This is a genomic window from Mesorhizobium sp. M0119, assembly GCF_040322615.1.
In the GTDB taxonomy this organism is placed as follows: Bacteria; Pseudomonadota; Alphaproteobacteria; order Rhizobiales; family Rhizobiaceae; genus Mesorhizobium.
In genome coordinates, this window is record NZ_JAMYTU010000019.1 from 49,770 (window position 1) to 71,339 (window position 21,570).

General features: G+C 61.2%; 22 protein-coding genes, 1 tRNA gene and 1 pseudogene. 5 read left to right on the forward strand and 19 right to left on the reverse strand.

What is annotated here, in order from left to right; translation table 11 throughout:
* Positions 1–94 precede the first annotated feature (94 nt).
* Positions 95–466: an endonuclease domain-containing protein gene (locus tag NKJ40_RS18755; RefSeq protein WP_352467292.1), complete on the forward strand. Its 372-nt coding sequence runs from the start codon at positions 95–97 to the stop codon at positions 464–466.
* A 170-nt stretch (positions 467–636) separates the two neighbouring features.
* On the opposite strand, the gene NKJ40_RS18760 is transcribed toward NKJ40_RS18755, so the two are convergent.
* Positions 637–843, reverse strand: a complete 207-nt coding sequence (locus tag NKJ40_RS18760) for a type II toxin-antitoxin system HicB family antitoxin (RefSeq protein ID WP_023783899.1) — start codon at positions 841–843, stop codon at positions 637–639.
* Positions 844–902: 59 nt separating this feature from the next.
* Here NKJ40_RS18760 and NKJ40_RS18765 point away from each other — a divergent pair.
* Positions 903–1,058 (forward strand): annotated as a pseudogene (locus NKJ40_RS18765) (glycoside hydrolase family 25 protein); the annotation flags it as partial.
* A gap of 21 nt (positions 1,059–1,079) precedes the next feature.
* On the opposite strand, the gene NKJ40_RS18770 reads toward NKJ40_RS18765, so the two are convergent.
* From NKJ40_RS18770 to NKJ40_RS18810, 9 genes are all read right to left on the reverse strand, one after another.
* Positions 1,080–2,144, reverse strand: a complete 1,065-nt coding sequence (locus NKJ40_RS18770) for a protein kinase domain-containing protein (protein ID WP_352467293.1) — start codon at positions 2,142–2,144, stop codon at positions 1,080–1,082.
* A 4-nt stretch (positions 2,145–2,148) separates the two neighbouring features.
* A complete protein-coding gene (locus NKJ40_RS18775; RefSeq protein WP_352467294.1) occupies positions 2,149–2,550 on the reverse strand; it encodes a DUF3010 family protein in 402 nt (133 codons plus the stop codon).
* Between the two features lie 408 nt (positions 2,551–2,958).
* Positions 2,959–3,720, reverse strand: coding sequence for an ImmA/IrrE family metallo-endopeptidase (locus tag NKJ40_RS18780; protein ID WP_352467295.1), 762 nt, complete (start codon positions 3,718–3,720; stop codon positions 2,959–2,961).
* A complete protein-coding gene (locus NKJ40_RS18785) occupies positions 3,717–4,019 on the reverse strand; it encodes a helix-turn-helix domain-containing protein (RefSeq protein ID WP_352467296.1) in 303 nt (100 codons plus the stop codon). The genes NKJ40_RS18780 and NKJ40_RS18785 overlap by 4 nt, the downstream gene beginning before the upstream one ends.
* 9 nt (positions 4,020–4,028) lie before the next feature.
* The gene (locus NKJ40_RS18790; protein WP_352467297.1) at positions 4,029–7,793 is read right to left on the reverse strand and encodes a vitamin B12-dependent ribonucleotide reductase; all 3,765 of its coding nucleotides are present in this window, start codon (positions 7,791–7,793) and stop codon (positions 4,029–4,031) included.
* 660 nt (positions 7,794–8,453) lie between these two features.
* Positions 8,454–8,942 carry an NUDIX hydrolase gene (locus NKJ40_RS18795; RefSeq protein WP_352467298.1) on the reverse strand — a complete coding sequence of 163 codons (489 nt, stop codon included), beginning with the start codon at positions 8,940–8,942 and terminating at the stop codon, positions 8,454–8,456.
* 196 nt (positions 8,943–9,138) lie between these two features.
* Positions 9,139–9,639 (reverse strand): xanthine phosphoribosyltransferase, encoded by a 501-nt coding sequence (gpt, locus tag NKJ40_RS18800; protein WP_023674762.1) that lies wholly within the window; start codon positions 9,637–9,639, stop codon positions 9,139–9,141.
* Between the two features lie 129 nt (positions 9,640–9,768).
* A complete protein-coding gene (locus NKJ40_RS18805) occupies positions 9,769–10,602 on the reverse strand; it encodes a universal stress protein (protein WP_352467299.1) in 834 nt (277 codons plus the stop codon).
* Positions 10,603–10,680: 78 nt separating this feature from the next.
* Positions 10,681–11,430, reverse strand: coding sequence for a competence/damage-inducible protein A (locus NKJ40_RS18810; RefSeq protein WP_352467300.1), 750 nt, complete (start codon positions 11,428–11,430; stop codon positions 10,681–10,683).
* A gap of 149 nt (positions 11,431–11,579) precedes the next feature.
* Here NKJ40_RS18810 and NKJ40_RS18815 point away from each other — a divergent pair, with 149 nt between their 5' ends.
* The gene (locus tag NKJ40_RS18815; RefSeq protein WP_352467301.1) at positions 11,580–12,566 is read left to right on the forward strand and encodes an alpha/beta fold hydrolase; all 987 of its coding nucleotides are present in this window, start codon (positions 11,580–11,582) and stop codon (positions 12,564–12,566) included.
* 184 nt (positions 12,567–12,750) lie between these two features.
* Here NKJ40_RS18815 and NKJ40_RS18820 read toward each other — a convergent pair whose 3' ends face one another.
* From NKJ40_RS18820 to NKJ40_RS18855, 8 genes are all read right to left on the reverse strand, one after another.
* Positions 12,751–13,644 carry a carbohydrate ABC transporter permease gene (locus NKJ40_RS18820; RefSeq protein WP_023717433.1) on the reverse strand — a complete coding sequence of 298 codons (894 nt, stop codon included), beginning with the start codon at positions 13,642–13,644 and terminating at the stop codon, positions 12,751–12,753.
* 1 nt (position 13,645) lies between these two features.
* Complete coding sequence (locus NKJ40_RS18825) at positions 13,646–14,497, reverse strand: carbohydrate ABC transporter permease (RefSeq protein ID WP_376705884.1); 852 nt, start codon at positions 14,495–14,497, stop codon at positions 13,646–13,648.
* Between the two features lie 187 nt (positions 14,498–14,684).
* Positions 14,685–16,010, reverse strand: coding sequence for an ABC transporter substrate-binding protein (locus NKJ40_RS18830; protein ID WP_352467303.1), 1,326 nt, complete (start codon positions 16,008–16,010; stop codon positions 14,685–14,687).
* A 33-nt stretch (positions 16,011–16,043) separates the two neighbouring features.
* Positions 16,044–17,129, reverse strand: coding sequence for an ABC transporter ATP-binding protein (locus tag NKJ40_RS18835; protein ID WP_352467304.1), 1,086 nt, complete (start codon positions 17,127–17,129; stop codon positions 16,044–16,046).
* A 161-nt stretch (positions 17,130–17,290) separates the two neighbouring features.
* Entirely contained in the window at positions 17,291–17,530 is a 240-nt protein-coding gene (locus tag NKJ40_RS18840) for a DUF2188 domain-containing protein (RefSeq protein ID WP_023674770.1), read from the reverse strand.
* Positions 17,531–17,558: 28 nt separating this feature from the next.
* Positions 17,559–17,852, reverse strand: a complete 294-nt coding sequence (locus NKJ40_RS18845; RefSeq protein WP_352467305.1) for a DUF982 domain-containing protein — start codon at positions 17,850–17,852, stop codon at positions 17,559–17,561.
* A 62-nt stretch (positions 17,853–17,914) separates the two neighbouring features.
* A complete protein-coding gene (locus NKJ40_RS18850) occupies positions 17,915–18,232 on the reverse strand; it encodes an SH3 domain-containing protein (protein ID WP_352467306.1) in 318 nt (105 codons plus the stop codon).
* 110 nt (positions 18,233–18,342) lie between these two features.
* On the reverse strand, positions 18,343–19,446 hold the full coding sequence (locus NKJ40_RS18855; RefSeq protein ID WP_352467307.1) for an NADH:flavin oxidoreductase/NADH oxidase: 1,104 nt from the start codon (positions 19,444–19,446) through the stop codon (positions 18,343–18,345).
* Between the two features lie 153 nt (positions 19,447–19,599).
* On the opposite strand from NKJ40_RS18855, the gene NKJ40_RS18860 reads away from it, so the two are divergent.
* Positions 19,600–20,178 carry an NUDIX domain-containing protein gene (locus NKJ40_RS18860; protein ID WP_352467308.1) on the forward strand — a complete coding sequence of 193 codons (579 nt, stop codon included), beginning with the start codon at positions 19,600–19,602 and terminating at the stop codon, positions 20,176–20,178.
* A gap of 65 nt (positions 20,179–20,243) precedes the next feature.
* Here the strand turns inward: NKJ40_RS18860 and NKJ40_RS18865 are convergent.
* Positions 20,244–20,329: transfer RNA gene (locus NKJ40_RS18865), tRNA-Leu, on the reverse strand.
* 282 nt (positions 20,330–20,611) lie between these two features.
* On the opposite strand from NKJ40_RS18865, the gene NKJ40_RS18870 reads away from it, so the two are divergent.
* Positions 20,612–21,064 (forward strand): cupin domain-containing protein, encoded by a 453-nt coding sequence (locus tag NKJ40_RS18870; RefSeq protein WP_352467309.1) that lies wholly within the window; start codon positions 20,612–20,614, stop codon positions 21,062–21,064.
* Positions 21,065–21,570 lie beyond the last annotated feature (506 nt).

Here is a 21,570-nt window from a genome sequence, read left to right on the forward strand (position 1 = left end):
CTTCTCCCACAAGGGGAGAAGGGATAGCGCTCGGTTTTCCACACTTGGTCTCAAATTCCTTGGACGTCATGCCCAGATTGGATACCCTCGTCCCATGCCGCACCAGCCCGTCGCGCCGACCAAGCGTCGTTTCGCCCGCTCTATGCGACGCGAGCCGACCGAGGCGGAAGACCGCCTGTGGCATGAGCTGCGCGGACGCAAGCTCGACAGCATCAAATTCCGGCGTCAGGTCCCGGTCGGCCGGTTCATCGCCGATTTCGTTTGCGCCGAGGGCAGGCTGATTGTCGAGATCGACGGCAGCCAGCACGCGGATTCGGGCTATGATCGGGAGCGGGATGCCGAATTGAAGGCGAGGGGCTTTCGCGTGCTGCGCTTCTGGAACGATGACGTGCTGCGGGATCTGAACGCCGTCTGCGATACCATCATCGCCTACGTACGGGACGAGAGTTTGCAGCCTTGGCGGTAGCGCGCTCTCCCCTTCTCCCCCTGTGGGAGAAGGTGGCTCGGCGCGGAGCGCCGAGACGGTTGAGGGGTGTTGGACGGAGCGCCGCCGGTGCCAAGCTGGAGCACCCCTCATCCGACCTCGCTTCGCGAGGCCACCTTCTCCCACAAGGGGAGAAGGGGAGATCGCACCTTCTACGCCTCTACATATTCCGCCAGGCTGACCCCTTTGGGCACATCCAGTCCATCGGCCCGCAGGCCTTCGATATGAAAGCGTATTGCGTCACGAATTTCGGCTTCAACCTCGGGCACCGTCGCACCGGTGGCGATGCAGCCGGGCAGATCCGGAACATAAGCGGAAAAATTGTTTCCGGCTTTTTCAATCACCACCGCGTAACGCATGTCATCGTTCCTTCAGACTGAACTGCTTGAGGATGCTGTTCCTGGCGTATCTGTGAATGGTCTATCCCGGCCGCAAATGGCTGTTCTGGCAATATTTCGGCTCCGGCCCGTCGCACGGGGTAAGGGGCCGCATCGACCTCAACGTGTTCCACGGCGACGAGAGGGCTTGGCGCGACTGGACTGGCGGACGGCAGATGGTGGCCGAGGCGGAATGAGGGCGGTCGGCTCCAAGCTGATCAGACTACCCGGGCAACCAATGCACCAAGCGGCGCATTGAGCGTCGACGGTATACGCCGAAACAGGCCTTCCTTCGCTTGCAGCGGTTCATAAAGCCCGTTGGCGGTGGGTCGGAGTTCTATGATGCGGTCTGCAAGCTCAAGCCTTGCAACATTATCGACCCATTGCCAATCGAGCGTATCGGCTCGTACGCGAGTGAGGGCCGCCGCGACATCGGCGGCATTCTTGAGCCGCTGGCCGACATCAGGATGAGTCATAGAACGAAGGGCACTCTTTGCGACACCCCGTACCCACGGTGGCAGGCTTCTCAAATCCATGAGTTCCCCTGCTGCAGCACGTCGATGGATCACGCCGTCCTGGAACTGCGATCTCTGAACGTCGTCGGACAGTTCATCGTATTCTTTCAAATTCTTCTTGCTGAAATATGCCATCGGATCGTACGGAAGGCTGCCACCGAGAAGCTGATAAGTCACCAACCCAATCTGATAAACGTCACCCAAGAAGCTGTATCGTCCAGTTTCGAAAGATTCAGGTGGACGATAGAGGGCGCTATGCCCCGACGCTGGTAAGTCTGCTTGTCCCTCAGCCAGTCGCCTGACGCTTCCGAAGTCGGCTATCAGGGGAATACCGCCATCCGAGACAATGTTGGCAGGTTTCAGATCCCGGTGGATCAAGCCGCTGGCATGGATGGCGCTAGCTCCAGCGCAGACGCCTAGTGCGACGTCGATAGCCCGACGAGCGGAAGGCCGACCTTGCATGTAATGGTCAAGGTCGCCATCACCACAACGCTTGGTGAGAAAGAATGCCCATTCGCTCGAGAGATTGCGAGCATCAATGATGGGTAACACGTTTGGCGATTGGATCGACGCGAGAAGTTTAGGCTCGTCGTGTCGCCGTTCGCCAGGAGCCCCATAGTAGAATTTTATCGCAACAGCTATGCCCGATATGCGATTTCTCGCGAATACCAAGTATCCATTATTCCCGACCGGATGAAAGTCAAAACCCTCATAGTCTCGTTCGAGATCGCGGAGGGCCGCCTGCAACTCCTCGGGCAGGTCTTCCATATGGTCAGGCGGTCGCCAGCTTACGGACGGCGGCAACCGCAGCCTTAAATGCTGGCTGAAGGTACACCTTGAGGCCCTCGCGGTTTTCGCAGGCGTTGATCCGCTTCCCAGAAACGAAATCGACGTCGCATGTCGCACAAGCAAGCATGATGCCCTCCATCTTCAGGGCGGCCGCACCGGCTCGCAAGCGGCCTGACTCGGGCTTGTCCTTTACGCCGATAATGTCTGGCTTGGTTCCATTGAACATTGTTTTCGTTGCATCATGAAAGGAGCGGAGAGACTCCCGGGAGCGAGTGTCCGTCAGCACCAGACGGTTGAATTGGGCCACTTCAAACTCGTCTCCTTCGCCAACGAGGAGGACGTAGTTCAGCCTATTCGACTCGAGTTCTATGCCGAGAATATTCATCGCGCGCCTTGAACCGGACAAACTATCGCTTGCTGTCCGGCGTGACCTTCATAGGTGCCCAGGTTGAATTAGGCTTTGTTGTTGGGGGCAGCGGTTTATTGTCAGCTACCGTTGCGAAGTTGGGTTGCCTTCCGCCCTTCGGCCCCACCTGTTGAAAGATGCCGCCCTTGTTGCCCGTGCTCGTTCCCGGTTTCTTTCCCATTCCAGTTCTCCGTTTCCTAGGCGTTTTTTCGACCAGAACACCAAGGGCGAGCCGACAGAATATCGCTTAACCCATCGGAACGCGCCATTCTGGCATCGGGGCAGGAGTTGCCGAGTGTAGCGCTAGAGTAGCGATTTGGCGCGACAGTCGGCGGCGAGTTTATGGCCTCTGCTGCCTCGGCGCGGCATCTCAAATCGAACCGCTCCTCATGCAGTGTTTCCGTGCCCGAACATGTCATCCCCATGTGATGCTGCTGGCGACCGCCTAAAATTCCGTGTAGTTCTGATTTTCCCAAAAAATAACAGCAGCTGTGACCTGAGCTTCGATGTTGAATTATGCTTATTATTTATCGGCAACGATCCGGTTATTGTGCATAGCCAAATTTTATCCGTCGCCGTATCAGTGCTGTTTTGGCGAAGTTTAAGTCTATTGATGTGCTTTAGGACACGGTTCGCCTGACTTTGACTTATTTTATAAGACCTGGAAACCTCGGAAGCTATTTGAACTTTTTTTAAAGTTGAGAAAGGATACAGAAAACAAAGCGCAAAAATTGTTGCTTGCCATTCAGCGCTGTGGGCTAAGCCGGCCTCCTTAATTCTCTCTTCGTAAGGTCCAGAGGCACTATTCAGACCAAGAGCTGCATATTTGTGGTGTAAAAAAAGATGCCCCACCTCGTGAAGGATTATTTCGGCGGAAAACATACACCCGTTCGAGGCCCCCTCATAAATGCTCTCCGAAACAACCAAGCCGAGTGGGTCGGCCGAGATGAATGCCCGGGCTAGCCCCATCTTTTCGTCCGCCTCGATATGGGTTTGGAGGCCTGGGAAAATCCTAGGCAAATCAAGCTCTATAAAGCGAATTACGTCAAAATCCTGGTTTTCGTGGATTGAAAATTTGGTGCGAACCCATTCGGCCAACAATCGAATTTTGTTTGCCGAGGCAGCCTTGCTTACAAAAACATCGTTCATGATTGAGCACCGTATCGAGATTGGGTAACTCGTGTCAGTTTGTATGTTGGATCTTGCATTGACAGCGCTATTTCAACTTCGTTCTTATCAAGTCCAAGTATGTCCATGACTAAAATCACGTAGTGGGCAGATGGATTTTTTTCCCCGCGTTCGATGCGGGAAATATCAAGAGGACTCGTTCCCACCAATTTAGCCAATTCAGGCCTAGTCATTGTCATCGCAGTCCGCCCTTCGGAACAAAGTTGTCCGAAGGGAGTCGTGCGATACACGCCGGTAGAGGGTGGGGTTTTTGAGTTCATAACAACAGTTCAGCTACACCCGCTCGTCGCCCCGCACGTATCGCACTTCTCGCAAGTGCCGTTCCGCACCATCGTGAAGTTGTGGCATTCCGAGCATTCGTTGCCGGTGTAGCCCTGCATCAATGATTGCTGGCGCCGGTTGGCGGCGAGCGCTTTGGCTTCGGCTGCTTCTTTCGCGGCCTCATCGGTGAACAGCTCCGTCGGGTCGGAGGCTTCCGCGTAGACGATGTCCTCGACCAGTTCCCTGGCGCGCTCCTCGTAGTCGCGCTTGTAGGCGATGGCTTCGTCGCTGGCCGGCTTCAGCGTCAGCACGTTGGAGCCGGAGAAGGCGGTCGGGGCGGTGCGGGCCGGAGTTCCGGAGCCGGAACCCGCAAAGCCTTTCGGCTCGGCGCCCATGCCCGACACCAGCTTGACCGGCGAGGCGCCGCGGGTCAGGCCCTTGGAGAAGGGCGTTGCCTTGCCTTCGTTGATGCCGCGCCCGAGCGCAGTCTTGTCGAAGTCCGACTGGTCGACATGGGCGAGGTCGTTGCGGCCGAGATAGGAGACAGCCAGTTCGCGGAAGACATAGTCGAGGATCGACGTGGCGTTCTTGATGGCGTCATTGCCTTGCACCATGCCGGCCGGCTCGAATTTGGTGAAGGTGAAGGCTTCGACGAATTCCTCGAGCGGCACGCCATATTGCAGGCCGAGCGAGATGGCGATGGCGAAGTTGTTCATCATCGCCCGGAAGGCGGCACCTTCCTTGTGCATGTCGATGAAGATCTCGCCGAGGCGGCCGTCATCGAATTCGCCGGTCCTGAGATAGACCTTGTGGCCGCCGACGACCGCCTTCTGGGTATAGCCCTTGCGGCGGTTCGGCAGTTTCTCGCGGTCGCGGTAGAGACGCTCGACGACGCGCTCGACGATCTTCTCGGTCACCTGCACGGCGCGCTGCGCGGCGGGTGCGGCGATCAGCTGCTCGATGGCTTCGTCCTCGTCGTCTTCGACGTCGGCAAGCAACGAGGCGTTGAGCGGCTGCGACAGCTTCGAGCCGTCGCGATAGAGCGCGTTGGCCTTGAGCGCCAGCTTCCACGACAGCATATAGGCGCCCTTGGCGTCTTCCACCGTCGCGTCGTTCGGCATGTTGATGGTCTTGGAGATGGCGCCGGAGATGAAGGGCTGCGCCGCCGCCATCATCATGATGTGGCTGTTGATCGACAGCGAACGCTTGCCGATCTTGCCGCACGGGCTGGCGCAGTCGAACACCGGCAGGTGTTCGGCCTTCAGGAACGGCGCGCCTTCCAGCGTCATCGCCCCGCAGACATGGATGTTGGCGGCCTCGATGTCCTTCTTCGAAAAGCCCAGCGCCGGCAGCATCTCGAACGAGAAATCGTTGAGCTGCTCATCGGTGAAGCCAAACGTCTCCTTCACCCAGTCGGCGCCCAGCGTCCACTGGTTGAAGACGAACTTGATGTCGAAGGCCGACTTCAGCGCCGCATTGAGCGCTGCGATCTTTTCGTCGGTAAAGCCTTTTGCCTTGAGCGAGCCGGGATTGATGCCCGGCGCCTGGTTGAGATTGCCGTGGCCAACGGCATAGGCCTCGATCTCGGCGATCTGGGCCTCGGAATAGCCGAGCGTGCGCAGCGCTTCGGGCACCGCGCGGTTGATGATCTTGAAATAGCCGCCGCCGGCGAGCTTCTTGAATTTTACCAGCGCGAAGTCGGGCTCGATGCCGGTGGTATCGCAATCCATCACCAGGCCGATCGTGCCGGTCGGGGCGATCACCGTTGCCTGCGCATTGCGATAGCCATGCTCCTCGCCGAGCTCGATGGCGCGGTCCCAGGCGGCCTTGGCATGGTCGGCAAGTTCCTGCTGCCTGAGATCCGAGGCGACCAGCGGCACCGGGTTGACGGCAAGCTTCTCGTAGCCGTCCCTTTCGCCATAGGCCGCGCGGCGGTGATTGCGCATGACGCGCAGCATGTTCTGCGCATTGCGGTCATAATCGGGGAAGGCGCCGAGCTCGGCGGCCATTTCGGCCGAAGTGGCATAGGCCGTGCCGGTCATGATCGCGGTGAGAGCGGCGCAGATGGCGCGGCCCTCGTCGGAATCATAGGGAATGCCCGAGGTCATCAGCAGGCCGCCAATATTGGCGTAGCCGAGGCCGAGCGTGCGGTATTCGTAGGAAAGCTTGGCGATCTCCTTCGACGGGAACTGCGCCATCATGACGGAGATTTCCAGCACCATGGTCCACAGCCGCACCGTATGCTCGTAGGCGGCGATGTCGATCATGCCGTCGGCGTTGCGGTAGGGCAGAAGGTTGATCGACGCCAGATTGCAGGCGGTGTCGTCGAGGAACATGTATTCCGAGCACGGGTTGGACGCCCGAATCGCACCGGCCGAGGCGCAGGTGTGCCAGTCGTTCATCGTCGTGTTGAAATGCAGGCCCGGATCGGCCGATGCCCAGGCGGCATAGCCGATCTTTTCCCAGAGATCGCGCGCCTTCAGCGTCTTCAGTACCTTGCCGTCCTTGCGGGCGGTGAGATGCCAGTCGCCGTCCTGCTCGACGGCGCGCAGGAAATCGTCCTTCAGCGACACCGAATTGTTGGAATTCTGGCCGGAAACCGTGAGATAGGCGTCCGAATCCCAGTCGGTGTCGTAGGTCTTGAACGACATCGAGGTGTAGCCCTGCTTTGCAAACTGGATGACGCGGTAGATGTAGTTCTCCGGCACCGCGTCCTTCTTGGCCGCCCTGATCTCGCGCTTCAGCGCGGTGTTGACCGCCGGGTCGAAGCAGTCGTCGCCATTGCCTTCGCAGTTGATGCACGCCTTCATGATCGCTTCGAGATGCTTCTTGACGATCTTCGAGCCGGTGACCAGCGAGGCGACCTTCTGCTCCTCATTGACCTTCCAGTCGATGAATTCCTCGATATCGGGATGATCGGCGTCGACGATGACCATTTTCGCGGCGCGACGCGTCGTGCCGCCCGACTTGATGGCGCCCGCCGCGCGGTCGCCGATCTTGAGGAAGCTCATCAGCCCCGACGAACGACCGCCGCCCGACAGCTTTTCGCCTTCGCCGCGCAGGAACGAGAAGTTGGAGCCGGTGCCGGAGCCGTATTTGAACAGGCGCGCCTCACGCACCCACAGGTCCATGATGCCGCCCTCGTTGACGAGGTCGTCCTGCACGCCCTGGATAAAACAGGCATGCGGCTGCGGGTGCTCGTAGGAAGACTTCGACTTGGTCAGCTTGCCGGTGAACGGGTCGACATAGAAGTGGCCCTGGCTCGGACCGTCGATGCCATAGGCCCAGTGCAGGCCGGTGTTGAACCATTGCGGCGAATTCGGCGCGACGCGCTGGGTGGCCAGCATATAGGCGAGCTCGTCGCGGAAGGCGCGCGCGTCTTCCTCCGACTTGAAGTAGCCGCCCTTCCAGCCCCAATAGGTCCAGGTACCGGCAAGCCGGTCGAAGACCTGGCGGGCGTCGGTCTCGGAACCGTAGCGCTCGGCTTCCGGCAGCTTGGCCAATTCAGCCTCGTCGGCGACCGAGCGCCACAGGAAGGAGGGGACTTGCGTCTCTTCGACCTTCTTCAGCCGTGCCGGGACGCCAGCCTTGCGGAAATATTTCTGCGCCAGGATATCGGCGGCAACCTGGGAGAACTGCGCCGGCACGTCGATGTTGTCCAAGCGGAACACCACCGAGCCATCCGGATTCTTGATCTCGGAAAGCGCCTTGCGGAATTCGATCTCCGCGTAAGCTGATTGCCCTGGCTTGGTGAAACGACGCTCGATGCGCATTGGTCCGGTCCCTTTTGTCTACATATAGCGCTTTTCCCAGAGGATTTCTGCCCTCTTGACGAAACGCGCATGTCCGCCGTCTGCCGGCGTTCGAAACCCGCCGGCTCTCATCATCACAGTCTCCGCCGCCCTGCCGGTCGAACCTCTTGCGAGGCCGCTGTCCAACGCGCTCACGGACCCTGTGGGTCCCTCAAAGCTGAAAACTTTTTGTAACGCCCTCGGTCGAGGGAACTTCACATTATCTAGCGACGAACCTACCTGCAAACACTAAATATAGTATTAACAGACAATTTATTCAAGTCCGACAATCCTCCCCTCTCGCCCCCCAAGGCTTCAAAATCCCACGCATTCGCCGGCCTCGTAAACAGGCGGGAACGCGGATCAAAACGCACATATTCCGGGAAAAAGACCGGCCTCGAAACTTTTCCGGTCGCGCTCTCAACAGGGGCGCATGGCCTATAAAAGGCGACTCGTTTTGCGGCGTCAAGGATTCGTTTGCGTAGCTTTTATGACCCCAACATCTTGTGTGTCACATATGTGGATAACGGGGACAGAAGCGCGCTGATTTCCGTTTTTGCAGAGACAAGCCTGGTGCGGGCGACGCTCGAAAGCCCTTCGCCGCAGCGAAGAGCCGTGCCGACTCAGAAGCCATGTGCCGACTCAGTTGAAGCGATGCGGGTCAGCACCGAAATGGGCGATGATCTGGCAAAGGTCGGGCTCGTTGACCATGCGTACCGCCTCGGCGGCGCTGACCCACTTGCGGATACGGGCCCGCTTTTCCTTCCACCGGTCGGCGACCTTGTCGACCTGCAGCGGAAACACCAGCACCTCGCACGGCACTTCCTCGCCGGACGCCAGCACCTTGGCATAGAAATAGCGGCCGGCCTCATGATGCGAGATCGTGCCGCGCAGCCCGGCCTCTTCCCCAGCCTCACGCGCCGCCGCTTCGCAAAGCGGCTCCTTTGCTTCCGGCCAGCCTTTGGGCAGCACCCAGCGGCCGGTATCGCGGCTGGTGATCAGCATGATTTCGACGCCGTGCCCGCTATCGCGCCAGGGCAAGGCCGCAACCTGCAGGCGACACGGCGCCGTACCGAAGAGTCGCCGGACCCTTTCGGCCAGATGGTTATGCGTCGTTGGCCTCGTCAACATCGGAGAAGCTTGCCCCAGCTCCCAGAATCATTTGCCGTCTCGTGAATCTTACGGCTAATCATAAGCAATGAAAGTAAAAAACTTCATATCGACTTGTTAACTACGCCAAGAGGCGTAGATTCAGGAAATATCGTGCGCGACGGCACTTTTTCAAGAGTGTGCGCCAGTGCATTCCGAAGGGAACACCTTGCGCGAATCAGCCGGCGTGGTCGTCGGCGATTGGCTTCTGGTAGGTGAAGCCCATGTCCCAGGGAAAATAGATCCAGGTGTCCTGACTGACCTCGGTGACGAAGGTGTCGACCATCGGCCTGCCTTTCGGCTTGGCATAGACGGTGGCGAAATGCGCCTTGGGCATCATCGCGCGCACGATGCCCGCCGTCTTGCCGGTGTCAGTGAGGTCGTCGATGATCAGCACGCCGGCCCCGTCATCGGCGAGCAGCGCCGGCGTGACCTCCTTCAGCACCTGCAATTGCCCCTGGCTGGTATAATCGTGGTAGGAGGCGACGCAGACCGTCTCGATGATGCGGATGCCGAGCTCGCGCGATATGATGGCGGCCGGAACCAGGCCGCCGCGCGTGATGCAGACGATCGCTTTCCATTGCCCCTTGTTGGCGCCGGCAAGCCGCCAGGCGAGCGCGCGCGCATCGCGGTGGAACTGGTCCCAGGAGACCGGGAAGGCTTTTTCGGGCAGGGACATCTTTCGCGCACTCCGCAAAGCGCGCATCGCGCGCAGACACTATGGAATGCGCGCGGAATTAACTGGAAAGGCTTGGCCTTGGCAAGGGCGCAGCAAAGCGATTGTCCTGCCAGTGGTATCCCTAGGAACTTACCGCGACAGGAAAGCCGCCACCGGTGCGGTGCGCAGCACCGTCCGCGTCACGCCGCCGAACAGCAGCTGGCGCAGCCAGGAATGGCTGTAGGCGCCGAGCACGAGCAGGTCCGCACCCGACTCGGCGACCCTGGTCTGGATAATGTCGTCAACGGAAGCGCCGCCGGACCTCAGCACCGAGACGCTGACCGTCGCGCCGTGCCTGGACAGCGAGGCGGCGATCTCGGCGCCGGCCGTTTCCGGCGCCTCGTCGAGCGTATCGGGCGGGTCGATGACGACGATGTCCGTCTTCTCGGCCTCGATGATGAAGGGCAGGGCATCGAAGGCTGCGCGCGCGGCTTCCTTGCTGCCGTTCCAGGCGAGCAGCACATGCTTGAAGCTGGTGACGAGGGGACCCGAATGCGGCACCACCAGCACCGGCCGGCCGGCATCGTAGACCAGCGTGTCGACGTCGGCGCTCGGGTCGCTGCCCGATTCGCGCTGCGCGGCGATGATCAGGTCCGCGGTGCGAACGGTCGAGATGCCGGTCAGCGCACTGTCGCCGGAAAAACTCTCGAGGCTGCGCCACTCAAACGACAGGCCGGAATTCTCGACGCGCTTGTGAAAGGCGACCTGCAACTTCTCGGCCCGCTCCCGGTTCATGTCGGCCGAAACCTGCAGGAACTCGGTGTCCGGAAAGCCGGTGGCCGAGGTGTAGGGCACGGGCAGCGCCTCGGCATGGATGCCGATCAGATGGCTCTGGAACCGGCTGGCCAGCGGGATCGCGCAGTCGAGCACGCGCTCGGCGTCCTGTTCGTTCTGCAATATGGCGACGATGGTCTTGAAGCGCATGGCAATCCCTCACTTCTTACGGCGATCCCACTCGTGACAAACGTCACTGCGCGATGCTTGGTTCCGTCACTCCGCCGATCAGCCCACCCTGCTTGCCCTGGTCAAGCTCGCCACCATAGCCTCTACGTCGGCCCGTGCCGAGTCCAGCGCCTGCTGGCTGCGGGCGCGCACCACCAGTTCCGTCCAGAACTTGCCGTCGCCATATTTCGGGTAGGAGCCGATGATCGTGTCCGGATGCGCCTTCTGGATGTCGCCCAGCGGCCCGCCGATCAGGCCTTCGCCGAACGGACATTCCAAGGTTGCCGAGAGCATTTTGGTGCCGGCCCGCAACGTCGGCACGACATTGTCGAGCATCGCCTGGAAAATCGCCGGCACGCCGGCCATGACATGGACGTTGCCGATGCGAAAGCCCGGCGCAACCGACACTGGATTGTCGATGTGGTCTGCCCCGCGCGGCATCCGCGCCATGCGCTTGCGCGCTTCGGTGTATTCGATGCCGCGGGCAGCATAGCTTGCCTCCAGCAGGGCGTAGGCCTTGGCGTCGTATTCGCATGGCACACCAAAGGCCTTGGCGATGGAATCGGCGGTGATGTCGTCATGCGTTGGGCCGATGCCGCCGGTGGTGAAGACATAGCTGTAGCGGGCGCGCAGTGCATTCACCGCAGCGACGATCTCGTCTTCCTCGTCCGCAACGATGCGCACTTCCTTCAGGTCGATGCCGATCGCCGTCATGATGTCGGCGAGGTGGCCGATGTTCTTGTCCTTGGTGCGGCCGGACAGAATCTCGTCGCCGATGACGAGCATGGCGGCGGTGACGATTTCGGTCATGGCAGGCTCCGGCAACGGGTCGCCTGAGATAGCGCGGCGAACGGCCGGCGGCAATGCCGCCAAACGACGGATCCACCTGTGCCACCTCTCTTGCAGTGGACCCTTCGGCGGGTGATGCTGCGTGCCGGTTTGGGGCCATGAGCAAGAACATGCCGGTATCGATTCTGCTATGGCTGCCCGGCGCGCTGCTTCTGCTGGCGCTCGTCGTGGCAGCCTATCCGTTGCTGGCGACGCGGCGGATTGCGGCGAAAGCCGAAAAGCTGGTGCCGGCCAGCGGTAAATTCATCGAGATCGACGGCAACCGCATCCATTATGTCGAGACGGGCGAGGGGCGGCCGATCGTCTTCCTGCACGGCCTTGGCGCGCAGCTTCATCATTTCCGCCACAGGCTGTTCGGACGCTTCGGCCCGAACTATCGGCTGATCGCGCTCGATCGTCCGGGTTCCGGCTATTCGGTGCGGGCCGGGGGCGCTAGCGGAGGGCTGCCCGAGCAGGCCGAGATCGTGCAGCGCTTTATTGAGGCGCTTGGGCTGGAAAAGCCTCTGGTCGTCGGCCATTCGCTGGGTGGCGCCATCGCGCTGACGCTGGCTGTCGAGCATCCAGAGGCGATTTCCGGCATCGCCTTGCTGGCACCGCTGACCCATCTGGAGCTGGACGCGCGCGAGAAGTTCGGCCCGCTATACGTCAAGTCGCCGCTGCGGCGCCGGATCATGGCTCATACGGTGGCGATCCCGGCGGCTTTCAAATACGCAGAGCGCACGCTGGCCTTCATCTTCGCGCCGCAGGCGATGCCGGCCGACTATATGGTCGAGGGCGGCGGCTGGTGCGGGCTGCGGCCAAGCCATTTCTACGCAACGTCGACCGATGTCGTGGCCATCGAGCAGGATCTTGGCCGCATCGAGCAACGCTATCGCGAGATCACCATGCCGGCCGGCATTCTGTTTGGTGCTTCCGACATCGTGCTGGGCATCGATATCCATGGCTGGCCGGTGATGGAAAAGATCAGCGGGCTCGATTTCGAGCCGGTCGAGGGTCTTGGCCACATGCCGCAATTCGTCGAGCCGGAACGGGTCGTCGCTTTCATCGAACGCATTGCCGACCGCGCATTTGCGCCGAAGTCCGACACCGGCAGCTGACACCCTCCCGGGACCTCGCGCATTCCTCACGCAAAGCTGTGCAGGCCTGCCCCGACGCCAACGCAATCACCAACGTCAATGATCAATACTGTGGCAAGTAGCCCGCCGCAGCCTCGGCCGGCAGGGTGCCTGCCCCTGGGCATCCCGGCCGCCGGGAATACTCCGAACCCAATCACGATGTCGGCTATTCCTTCACGGCTCCGGTCATCGAGGAAACATAGTGCTCGACAAAGAACGAATAGAGCACGACCACGGGCAGCGAGCCGATCAGCGCTCCCGCCATCAGCGCCCCCCATTCATAGACGTCCGAGCGCACCAGCTCGGTGAGCACGCCGACCGGCACAGTCTTGTTTTCGGACGACTGGATGAACGTCAAGGCGTAGATGAACTCGTTCCATGACAGCGTGAATGCGAAGATGCCGGCGGAAATCAGGCCCGGCACCGACAGCGGCAGCACGATCTTGGTGAGGATCTGCCAGCGGCTTGCCCCGTCGATCAGCGCGCATTCTTCCAGCTCGAACGGGATCGAGCGGAAGTAACCCATCAGCAGCCATGTGCAGAACGGGATCAGGAAGGTCGGATAGGTGAGGATGAGCGCGAAGGGCGTGTCGTAAAGCCCAAGGTTGAACACCATCACCGACAGCGGAATGAACAGGATCGAGGGGGGTACGAGATAGGCGAGGAACACCGCGAGGCCGACCTGCCGCGCCCCGGAGAACCGCAAGCGTTCGATCGCATAGGCAGCGAACACCGCAGCCAGCAGCGACAGGAACGTGGCGGCGGTCGAGATGATGATCGTGTTGAGCAGCCAGCCCGGATAGGATGTCTCGAAGAGCAGGTAGCGAATATGCTCGAGCGTCGGATGCACCACCCAGAACGGATTGAAATTGGCGTAGTCGGTCATCTCGAGGTTGGGCTTAACCGCCGTGATCGTCATCCAGTAGAACGGAAACAACAGCACGATGACGAATATCAGCAGCGGCAGGTAGACCGTCACCACGCGGCGCGGCACACTCTGCAGGTAGCCCATGCCGCCTTCGTCGAGTTCAGGGCGTTTGCTCGTTTCGATCGCGGTCATGTCAATCTCCGCCGCCCTGCTGCCATTTACGGCGTTGCAGGCCAAAGTAGCTGAACAGGATCGCCGCCAGCAGGAACGGGATCATGGCGACCGCGATCGCGGCGCCTTCGCCAAGCTGGCCTCCGGAAATGCCGCGCTGGAACGACAGCGTCGCCATCAGATGGGTGGCGTTCACCGGCCCGCCGCGCGTCAGCACATAGATCAGCTGGAAATCGGTGAAGGTGAACAGCACCGAAAACGTCATGGTGATGGCGATGATCGGCGTCAGCAGCGGCAGCGTCACATAGCGGAACAATTGCCAGCGGCTGGCGCCGTCGAGCGTGGCGGCCTCGTAGAGCGACTGCGGAATCGTCTGCAGGCCGGCAAGCAGCGTTATCGCCACGAAAGGAATACCGCGCCAGACATTGGCGGCGATGACCGAAGCCCGCGCATTCTCCGGATCGCCGAGGAAATTGATGCGATGGTCGATCAGGCCCATTTCCATAAGCGCCCAGGACAGGATCGAGAACTGCGAATCGTAGATCCACCAGAAGGCGATCGCCGACAGCACCGTCGGCACCACCCAAGGCAGCAGGACGATCGCGCGGAAGAACGATTTGAACGGCAGGTTCTGGTTGAGGATAAGCGCTAGCCACAGGCCGAGCGCAAACTTCAGGATCGAGGCGCTGATCGTGTAGAGCAAGGTGTTGAAGACGGAGAGCCAGAAGACGGCGTCATCCCACAGATATTCGTAGTTCTCGATGCCGATGAAGATGCCGGGGCGGCCGATGCGGGCATCGGTGAAGCCGAGCCAGACGCCGAGCCCGAGCGGATAGGTCAGGAAGACCAGCAGCAGTGCCGCCGCCGGCAGCATGAAGCCGAAGCCAAGCGCGTTATGACTTTCAGACACGAACGTCAAAATGCGCGACAGCGTCGACCGGCGTGGCTGAGCGGCAGCGGAGGTCACGGCCATGGGTCGGCTCCTCTAAGGTCTCATTGAACGGCCGGGCGGCCATGCGCGATTCGAAGCCGGGCAGCATGGCTGCCCGGCTGAATCCGGCTCAAACGCGATAGTAGCGGTTTGCGCGCTTCTCGGCTTCTTCCATCGCTTCTTGCGGCGTCGCCTGGCCGGTCACCGCCTTGGCGAACATGTCGACCAGCACATAGTCGGCCATGGTCGCTGCCGAGGCATAGCCGAGCGGGCCGGCATAGCCGTTGGGCCGCAGCGTCGCCGAGGCCTTGGCGTACGCGGCATTGTTCGGATCGGCCGTCCACACCGGGTTGTTATCGAAGGCTTTGAGCGTCTGGCAGCAATAGCCCGCCGAGGACGTGATCCACTTGGACATTTGCGGTTCCTCGAACATGAACTGCAGGTAGGCCTTGGCGGCGTTGGGGTAGGGCGTGTAGTCGAAGATCACGGCCGTGGTCACCTGGAACAGCTCGACGGATTTCCCGACAGGACCGATCGGCAGGTTGGTCGTGCGCGTGTCCTTGGCGATTTCGGTCAGTTTCGGATCCTTGTCCTTGTTGATCTTGGCGGTGTTGTAGGCGGAAATGCCATTGGCGATCACGCTAAGTTCACCGGCCAGGTAGGCGCGGTTGTTGTTGACGTCGAGCCAGCTCTCGGTGCCGGGAATGAAGGTCTTATAGAGCGCCTGCGCGTATTCGATCGCCTTCAGCGTCTCGGGGCTGTTGATCGTCACCTTGCCGCTCTCGTCGACCATTTTGCCGCCGTGGCTCCACAACAGCCAGTGGGCGTAGTTGTTGCCGTCGCCGACGCCGTGGCCGTGCGTGAAGCCGGCCGGGTGCCCCTTTGCCTGCAATGCCTTGCAAAGTTCGAGCAAGCCTGCCGTGTCCTTCGGAAACTCGGAGAAGCCAGCCTCCTTCACCCAGCTTTCGCGATAGACGATGGCATTGCCGATGGTGGCCAGCGGTAGGCCGAGGAACTTGCCTTGCCGCGTCGCATATTGGTGCGGTCCGTCGTACCAGCCGCCATATTTCGAGCCGAGATATTCGCCCAGCTCCGTCACGTCGTGCAGCTTGTCGGGATATTGGTGCGGATCGTCGAACCAGACGAACATCAGGTCCGGGCCGGAGCCCACATTGGCGGCGACCGCCGCCTTGGGGCGGATGTCCTCCCAGCTTTCCTTGTCGACGCGGACCTCGACGCCGGTCGCTTCGGTGAAGCGCTTGGTGTTGGCCAGCCATTGATCCTCGTCGCCCTGCACGAAAGGCGACCAGCGCAGCAGCCTGAGCTTGGCGCCGTCCTCGGGCTTGTATTTCAACCCCTCCTGAGCAAAGGCGGGAGAGCCGATGAGCCGGCTTCCCAAGGCTCCCGCCGCAGCGCCGGCGGTGGTGCGGATCACGTCGCGTCTGGTGAATTTCATGCTCGCTTCCTCCTGCTTATTGTCCTTGCCGTCCTACTGCTCGATGGGTGTTTCGAACCGCTGTCCGGTTTTGCCGTGAAAGAGATGGATGAGGCCAGGCTCGGCCGTAAGCCGGATGGTTTCGCCCGGCGTGAAGGAATGGCGTTCCCGGAAATTGGCGACGATCTCCTCGCCGCCGGCGGTGCGGCCGATGAGCTGCACTTCGGACCCTGTCGGCTCGACCACCACGACGGTGACCGGAATACCGTCGTGGTCGGACAGCCGTAAATGCTCGGGCCGTATTCCCAGCACGACCGGCTCACCATTGCCGATGGAAAGGGCCGAGGCCAACGGGACTGAAATCCCGCCGGCGCCGCGAAACGACGGCGAGCCGTCGGTTACGATCTCGCCCCTGAGCATGTTCATGGCGGGCGAGCCGATGAAGCTGGCGACAAAGAGGTTGTTCGGCCGATCGTAGAGTTCGAGCGGCGGCCCGATCTGCTCGACGATGCCGTCATGCATGACGACGATCTTGTCGGCCATGGTCATCGCCTCGATCTGGTCGTGGGTGACGTAGACTGTCGTCGTCTTCAGGCGCTGGTGCAGTTCCTTGATCTCGGCGCGCATCTGCACCCGGAGCTTGGCATCGAGATTGGACAGCGGCTCGTCGAACAGGAAAACCTGCGGGTCACGCACGATCGCCCGGCCCATGGCGACGCGCTGGCGCTGGCCGCCGGAAAGCTGGCGCGGATAACGATCGAGCAGCGGCACCAGTCCCAGGATTTCGGCAGCGCGCCGCACGCCGGCATCGCTCTCCGTCTTGGGAACGCCCTTGAGCATCAGCGAGAACGCCATGTTCTCGGCGACCGTCATATGCGGGTAGAGAGCATAGTTCTGGAAGACCATGGCGACGTCGCGCTCCTTTGGCGCAACGTTGTTGACGACACGTTTGCCAATCGCGATCTGGCCGCGCGAGATCTTTTCCAGGCCGGCGATCATCCTGAGCAGGGTCGACTTTCCGCAACCCGAAGGACCGACCAGCGTGACGAACTCGCCGTCGTTTATGTCGACGCTGACCCCGTGCAGGACCTCGACGGTCCCAAATGATTTGTAGACATCGCCGATTGCGACAGACGCCATCGATCTCCTCCCGATTGATTCCTGCAACGACTTCGAAGGAAACCGCTTTCCTGCCTGGCCCGCGACAGCGCCCAGGCTCCTCCCCGGTCACGCGCGATGTGAGACGGTAGCGCTACCAAACCGACCTGTAAAGCACGCCGGCATCACCTGGATATCGCACCCTAATCCGAAACCTCGGTCTGCGGCCGGTCGCGGCCGTCTGCGAGCTCGTCGTGCCATTTGCCGTCGGCGTCCTCGTACTGGATGCCGTCGGTGTTGCCGGCGACCTGCTGTTCGGCCGAAGCGATCTCGGCGGCACGCAACGCGTCCTGATGGGTAGGGAACGTTTCGGAGAATGTCGAGCCGACCTTGTAGGCCCAGCCTCCGTCATGCTCGACGATCTTGTAGGTCAGTTTCGCCATGAAACCCTCCGGTTGAAAGCCCGTTGCCTCAATGCAGCCTGTCGTCGGCCAGTCTGTCGTCTGGCAGCCTGTCGTCTGCGACCAGCACGTCCGATTCCCTGGCGGCTTCGATCAGTGCCCGGCGCGCATCCGCCGTCGAACGATAACCTTCCAGCACTTTTAGGCAAGTGTCGAGGGCATCACGATGACGCGGCCCGCGATTGAGTGGCCAGACCGTCATCAGGCACTCCGCCGCCTCCTGGGCGCTGCGGATATGGCGATACTTGCCGACATGGCCGAGTTCGACCACGACCGGCTTTTCAAATGGCTTGCTGTCCATCATCGCCGCCAACGCGGAGCGGCCGATTTGGTTGCAACTGCTATGTTAGCTCAGGCGAATATAGCTCAATAGCCGCAGTCGTTGCGCAGCCAGCGTGCATTCGCCCAGCCGGTGCGGCCGCCGAAATCGACCTTGTACCAGTTTCCGCGGCGGTCGAAGATCTCGGTTTGGTCGCCGTTGAACAATTGCCCGATCATGCGCGACGACGAGTTCGGTCGGGCTCGAACGGCGAGAAAGCCGCTTCCCGTCGCCAGATTGTAGTGCCTGGAAAGACCGTGCACCGTACCTTCGCAATATTGCGCCCCGGCCGGCGTCGGTGCGGCGAACGACAGCCCGGTCAAAACCGCGGCGGCAGCCGCAATGGAAATCCCCCTGAACGACATGTCCCTGCTCCCCCAACCCGCCGCGCCCAGCCGCGGCCCCGGCCACTCTACACCGGCAGAGGATCAAAGCGAAGCTGTGATACCCCGCCCAGCGAGGTGAGAACCCGCCGTCAGTTCGCCGCCTTCATCCAATGCTGCATCGTTGTCACCGAGCGGGCAAGCTGCGGCGCCGGGTGGATTTTTTCGCCGAAGGTGGCCGCGGCGCGCCAGCCCCAGCGCGGATCGGCAAGAAAGGCGCGCGCCAGCGCCACCATGTCGGCGCGGCCGTCGGCAACGATCGCCTCGGCCTGTTTCGGATCGTCGATCAGACCGACGGCCCGCGTCGGGATGCCGACGGCTTTGCGCACCGCTTCGGCCAGATGCACCTGGTAGCCGGGCCCGGAGGGCAGCTTCTGCAACGGCGAATTGCCGCCGCTCGAGCAGCAGAGATAGGCGACGCCGGCTTCCTTCAGCGCTTTTGCCACTTCGATCGCATCCTCGACGTCGAAGCCGCCATCGACCCATTCCTTGATCGACAGACGCGCGCCCAGCATCAGCCTGGGCACCGCCTTCTTCACCGCCTTGGCGATCTCGACGGCGAAACGCATGCGGTTTTCCAGCGAGCCGCCCCAGCGGTCGGTGCGCTGGTTGGAGAGCGGCGACAGGAACTGGAAGATTAGATAGCCATGCGCGGCATGCAGCTCGATGAAGTCGAAGCCGGCGCGCTCGGCCCGCCGGGCCGCTTCGGCGAAGCGTTCGATGATTTGCAGGATCTCGTCATCCTCCAGCGCCTGCGGCACCTGCCAGCCGGTGTCGTAGGCGATCGCCGACGCCGACACGATCGGCCACGGGTCCTGATCGGCGGTCAGAGGTCCGCCGCCTTCCCAGGGTTTGCGGTTCGACGCCTTGCGGCCGGCATGCGCAAGTTGCGTGCCGAATTTCGTCCCCGGCGCGGCGACCCGCTTGGCTGCATCCAGCGTGCGTCGCGCCGCCGCCTCGTTGTCTTCGGAATAGAGGCCGAGGCAGCCATGCGAGATGCGGCCGCGCCGTTCGACATCGGTCATCTCGACGGTGACCATGCCGGCGCCCGACATCGCCAGGTTCATCCAGTGATAGATGTGCCAATCGCTGGCCGAGCCGTCCTCGGCCGAATACTGGCACATCGGCGCGACCGCGATGCGGTTGGGGAAGGTGAGGCCGTCGAGGGTGATCGGCTGGAAAAGCGGTGAGGTCATAAAAAACTCCGGAAAGGGTTGCCGATATTTAGGCAGGCACTTGCCGATGCGCCAGACACGAGAGGGTGAACCGGCGCACTGGACCAATTGGTGACCCGATTGCACGAACCGCCGTTCGCGGCTACGCCTTGCCGCGGCAGCAGGGAGTCCACCATGGAAGATCGCATTCGCATCCGCTCTGAGGAAGTCCTTTCCGACGAATGGGCGGTTTTGAAAAAAACCGTCTTCGACTATCGCCGGCGCGACGGCAAATGGGAAACGCACACCCGTCAGACCTACGATCGCGGTGACGGCGCGGTGATCCTGCCTTTCGATCCCGACCGCTCGACGGTGCTTCTGGTGCGGCAGTTCCGCTACCCTGCCTACGTCACCGGCCACAAGGAGCCGCTGATCGAGGCCTGCGCCGGTCTGCTCGACGAAGACGATCCCGAAACCTGTATCCGCAAGGAGGCCGAGGAGGAACTCGGCTACCGCCTGGAGGACGTGCAGCGGCTGTTTTCGCCCTATATGAGCCCCGGCAGCGTAACCGAGCGGCTCTGGTTCTTCGTCGCCCGCTATTCGCCCGCCGATCGCATTTCCGACGGTGGCGGCGCCCATGACGAAGGCGAGGACATCGAGGTTTTGGAAATGCCGCTCGACGAGGCGCTGGCCGGCATCCACGACGGTCGGATTATCGACGCCAAGACGATCATCCTGATCCAGCATTTGAAGCTGAACCCGATCGGGAGGTGAGGCGGCCAGAACCGGGTCGAGCGGCCTGGTCTCCAGTTACGAAGGGTATCAAACGAAGACCAATCTGGTGCGGACGACGGGAATCGAACCCGTACGATCAGAGATCGAGGGATTTTAAGTCCCTTGCGTCTACCAATTCCGCCACGTCCGCAGGCCAGCCCTTTTCAGCCGCCAGCCAAAGGCCGTCAAGCCGTCTTCTGCCGTCGACAAATCTGGCACTGGAAGCTAGCGAGGGCCGATCACCTACAGTGATACAAACAAAATCGTTTCACCTGGAAATGTTTTTTAGCGGCAACTTCCGCGGCTACCGCGAATGCGCCTCCCCCGTTCGCAGGATGCGTTCGGGCGCTCTGCTCTGATAGACTCCAATTGGCAAGTGGATCAGCGCGCCGATACTGGACGCCGTCCTCTACGAACCACTGGAGAGATTGTCATGCTCAAGCTTGCCTCTGCCCTGGCACTGCTGCTTGTTGGGACGGCGCCTCTGTTTGCCGATGAGATGCCGATGAACGCCAAAGACATCAAATGGGGTCCTGCTCCTGCTGTCATTCCCGCTGGCGCGGAAATGGCTGTTATCTCCGGAGATCCCTCAAAGGACGGCGCCTATGTGCTGCGGTTGAAGACACCCGCCGGCTACAAAATTGCCGCACATAATCATCCCACCACGGAATACGTAACGGTGGTTTCCGGCAACTTCCATATTGGAATGGGCGATAAGCTCGATGAGGCGAAAGGTGTCGAACTGACTGCTGGCGGCTTCGGCGTCGCGCCGGCCGGAATGAATCACTTCGCTTGGACGACAAGCGACACGATCATCCAGGTTCATGGCGAGGGCCCATTCAAGATCACTTACGTCAACCCGGCGGACGATCCGAGCAAGAAGTGACAGTTCGGGATCGAATTGATCGAACCGGCTGAAGGCTCGAACGATGGAGTGCGTCAAACTGCGCGACCGTCGATTCAGTAAGGTCCGCTAACGCGGCAAAAGCTGATTGGCCGCAACGGAATCGTATTCCGCTTGGGCCATATTGCCATGAATGGCGCCGAAACAAAAAACCCGCCTCGGTAGGCGGGTCGTTGGAGCCAATTAGCACCATACCCAAATTAATAGCATAGCTGCCGGCACAAAGCAAGAACAAAGTTGCTGCGGCCAGCACAAAATGCCGTTGGCGATTGGCGAAGGCCGTGGTGGCATCAATCTCCCTCCTTGAGGGGGAGATGGCCGGCAGGCCAGAGGGGGTCGTCGCGCGTCGAGCGCCAGCCTGTTTTGTTCGCGGTAACGGTTCGCGTCAGGACGTCCCGACCCCTCTGTCGCCTTCGGCGACATCTCCCCCTCGAGGGGGGAGATCGGCAGTTTCGCCGTCGGCGCTTACTTCCTCGCTGGTCAAAATC

What these genes read in the sequence shown, in the direction of transcription:
- NKJ40_RS18820 (WP_023717433.1), bottom strand. Translation starts at nt 13,644, where the DNA reads ATGACCGCGATCGAAACGAGCAAACGCCCTGAACTCGACGAAGGCGGC.
- NKJ40_RS18780 (WP_352467295.1), bottom strand. Translation starts at nt 3,720, where the DNA reads ATGAACGATGTTTTTGTAAGCAAGGCTGCCTCGGCAAACAAAATTCGA.
- NKJ40_RS18760 (WP_023783899.1), bottom strand. Translation starts at nt 843, where the DNA reads ATGCGTTACGCGGTGGTGATTGAAAAAGCCGGAAACAATTTTTCCGCT.
- NKJ40_RS18775 (WP_352467294.1), bottom strand. Translation starts at nt 2,550, where the DNA reads ATGAATATTCTCGGCATAGAACTCGAGTCGAATAGGCTGAACTACGTC.
- NKJ40_RS18770 (WP_352467293.1), bottom strand. Translation starts at nt 2,144, where the DNA reads ATGGAAGACCTGCCCGAGGAGTTGCAGGCGGCCCTCCGCGATCTCGAA.
- NKJ40_RS18790 (WP_352467297.1), bottom strand. Translation starts at nt 7,793, where the DNA reads ATGCGCATCGAGCGTCGTTTCACCAAGCCAGGGCAATCAGCTTACGCG.
- NKJ40_RS18845 (WP_352467305.1), bottom strand. Translation starts at nt 17,852, where the DNA reads ATGATGGACAGCAAGCCATTTGAAAAGCCGGTCGTGGTCGAACTCGGC.
- NKJ40_RS18815 (WP_352467301.1), top strand. Translation starts at nt 11,580, where the DNA reads ATGCCGGTATCGATTCTGCTATGGCTGCCCGGCGCGCTGCTTCTGCTG.
- NKJ40_RS18785 (WP_352467296.1), bottom strand. Translation starts at nt 4,019, where the DNA reads ATGAACTCAAAAACCCCACCCTCTACCGGCGTGTATCGCACGACTCCC.
- NKJ40_RS18810 (WP_352467300.1), bottom strand. Translation starts at nt 11,430, where the DNA reads ATGACCGAAATCGTCACCGCCGCCATGCTCGTCATCGGCGACGAGATT.
- NKJ40_RS18805 (WP_352467299.1), bottom strand. Translation starts at nt 10,602, where the DNA reads ATGCGCTTCAAGACCATCGTCGCCATATTGCAGAACGAACAGGACGCC.
- gpt (WP_023674762.1), bottom strand. Translation starts at nt 9,639, where the DNA reads ATGTCCCTGCCCGAAAAAGCCTTCCCGGTCTCCTGGGACCAGTTCCAC.
- NKJ40_RS18825 (WP_376705884.1), bottom strand. Translation starts at nt 14,497, where the DNA reads ATGCTGCCGGCGGCGGCACTGCTGCTGGTCTTCCTGACCTATCCGCTC.
- NKJ40_RS18855 (WP_352467307.1), bottom strand. Translation starts at nt 19,446, where the DNA reads ATGACCTCACCGCTTTTCCAGCCGATCACCCTCGACGGCCTCACCTTC.
- NKJ40_RS18835 (WP_352467304.1), bottom strand. Translation starts at nt 17,129, where the DNA reads ATGGCGTCTGTCGCAATCGGCGATGTCTACAAATCATTTGGGACCGTC.
- NKJ40_RS18860 (WP_352467308.1), top strand. Translation starts at nt 19,600, where the DNA reads ATGGAAGATCGCATTCGCATCCGCTCTGAGGAAGTCCTTTCCGACGAA.
- NKJ40_RS18830 (WP_352467303.1), bottom strand. Translation starts at nt 16,010, where the DNA reads ATGAAATTCACCAGACGCGACGTGATCCGCACCACCGCCGGCGCTGCG.
- NKJ40_RS18755 (WP_352467292.1), top strand. Translation starts at nt 95, where the DNA reads ATGCCGCACCAGCCCGTCGCGCCGACCAAGCGTCGTTTCGCCCGCTCT.
- NKJ40_RS18850 (WP_352467306.1), bottom strand. Translation starts at nt 18,232, where the DNA reads ATGTCGTTCAGGGGGATTTCCATTGCGGCTGCCGCCGCGGTTTTGACC.
- NKJ40_RS18795 (WP_352467298.1), bottom strand. Translation starts at nt 8,942, where the DNA reads ATGTTGACGAGGCCAACGACGCATAACCATCTGGCCGAAAGGGTCCGG.
- NKJ40_RS18840 (WP_023674770.1), bottom strand. Translation starts at nt 17,530, where the DNA reads ATGGCGAAACTGACCTACAAGATCGTCGAGCATGACGGAGGCTGGGCC.
- NKJ40_RS18870 (WP_352467309.1), top strand. Translation starts at nt 20,612, where the DNA reads ATGCTCAAGCTTGCCTCTGCCCTGGCACTGCTGCTTGTTGGGACGGCG.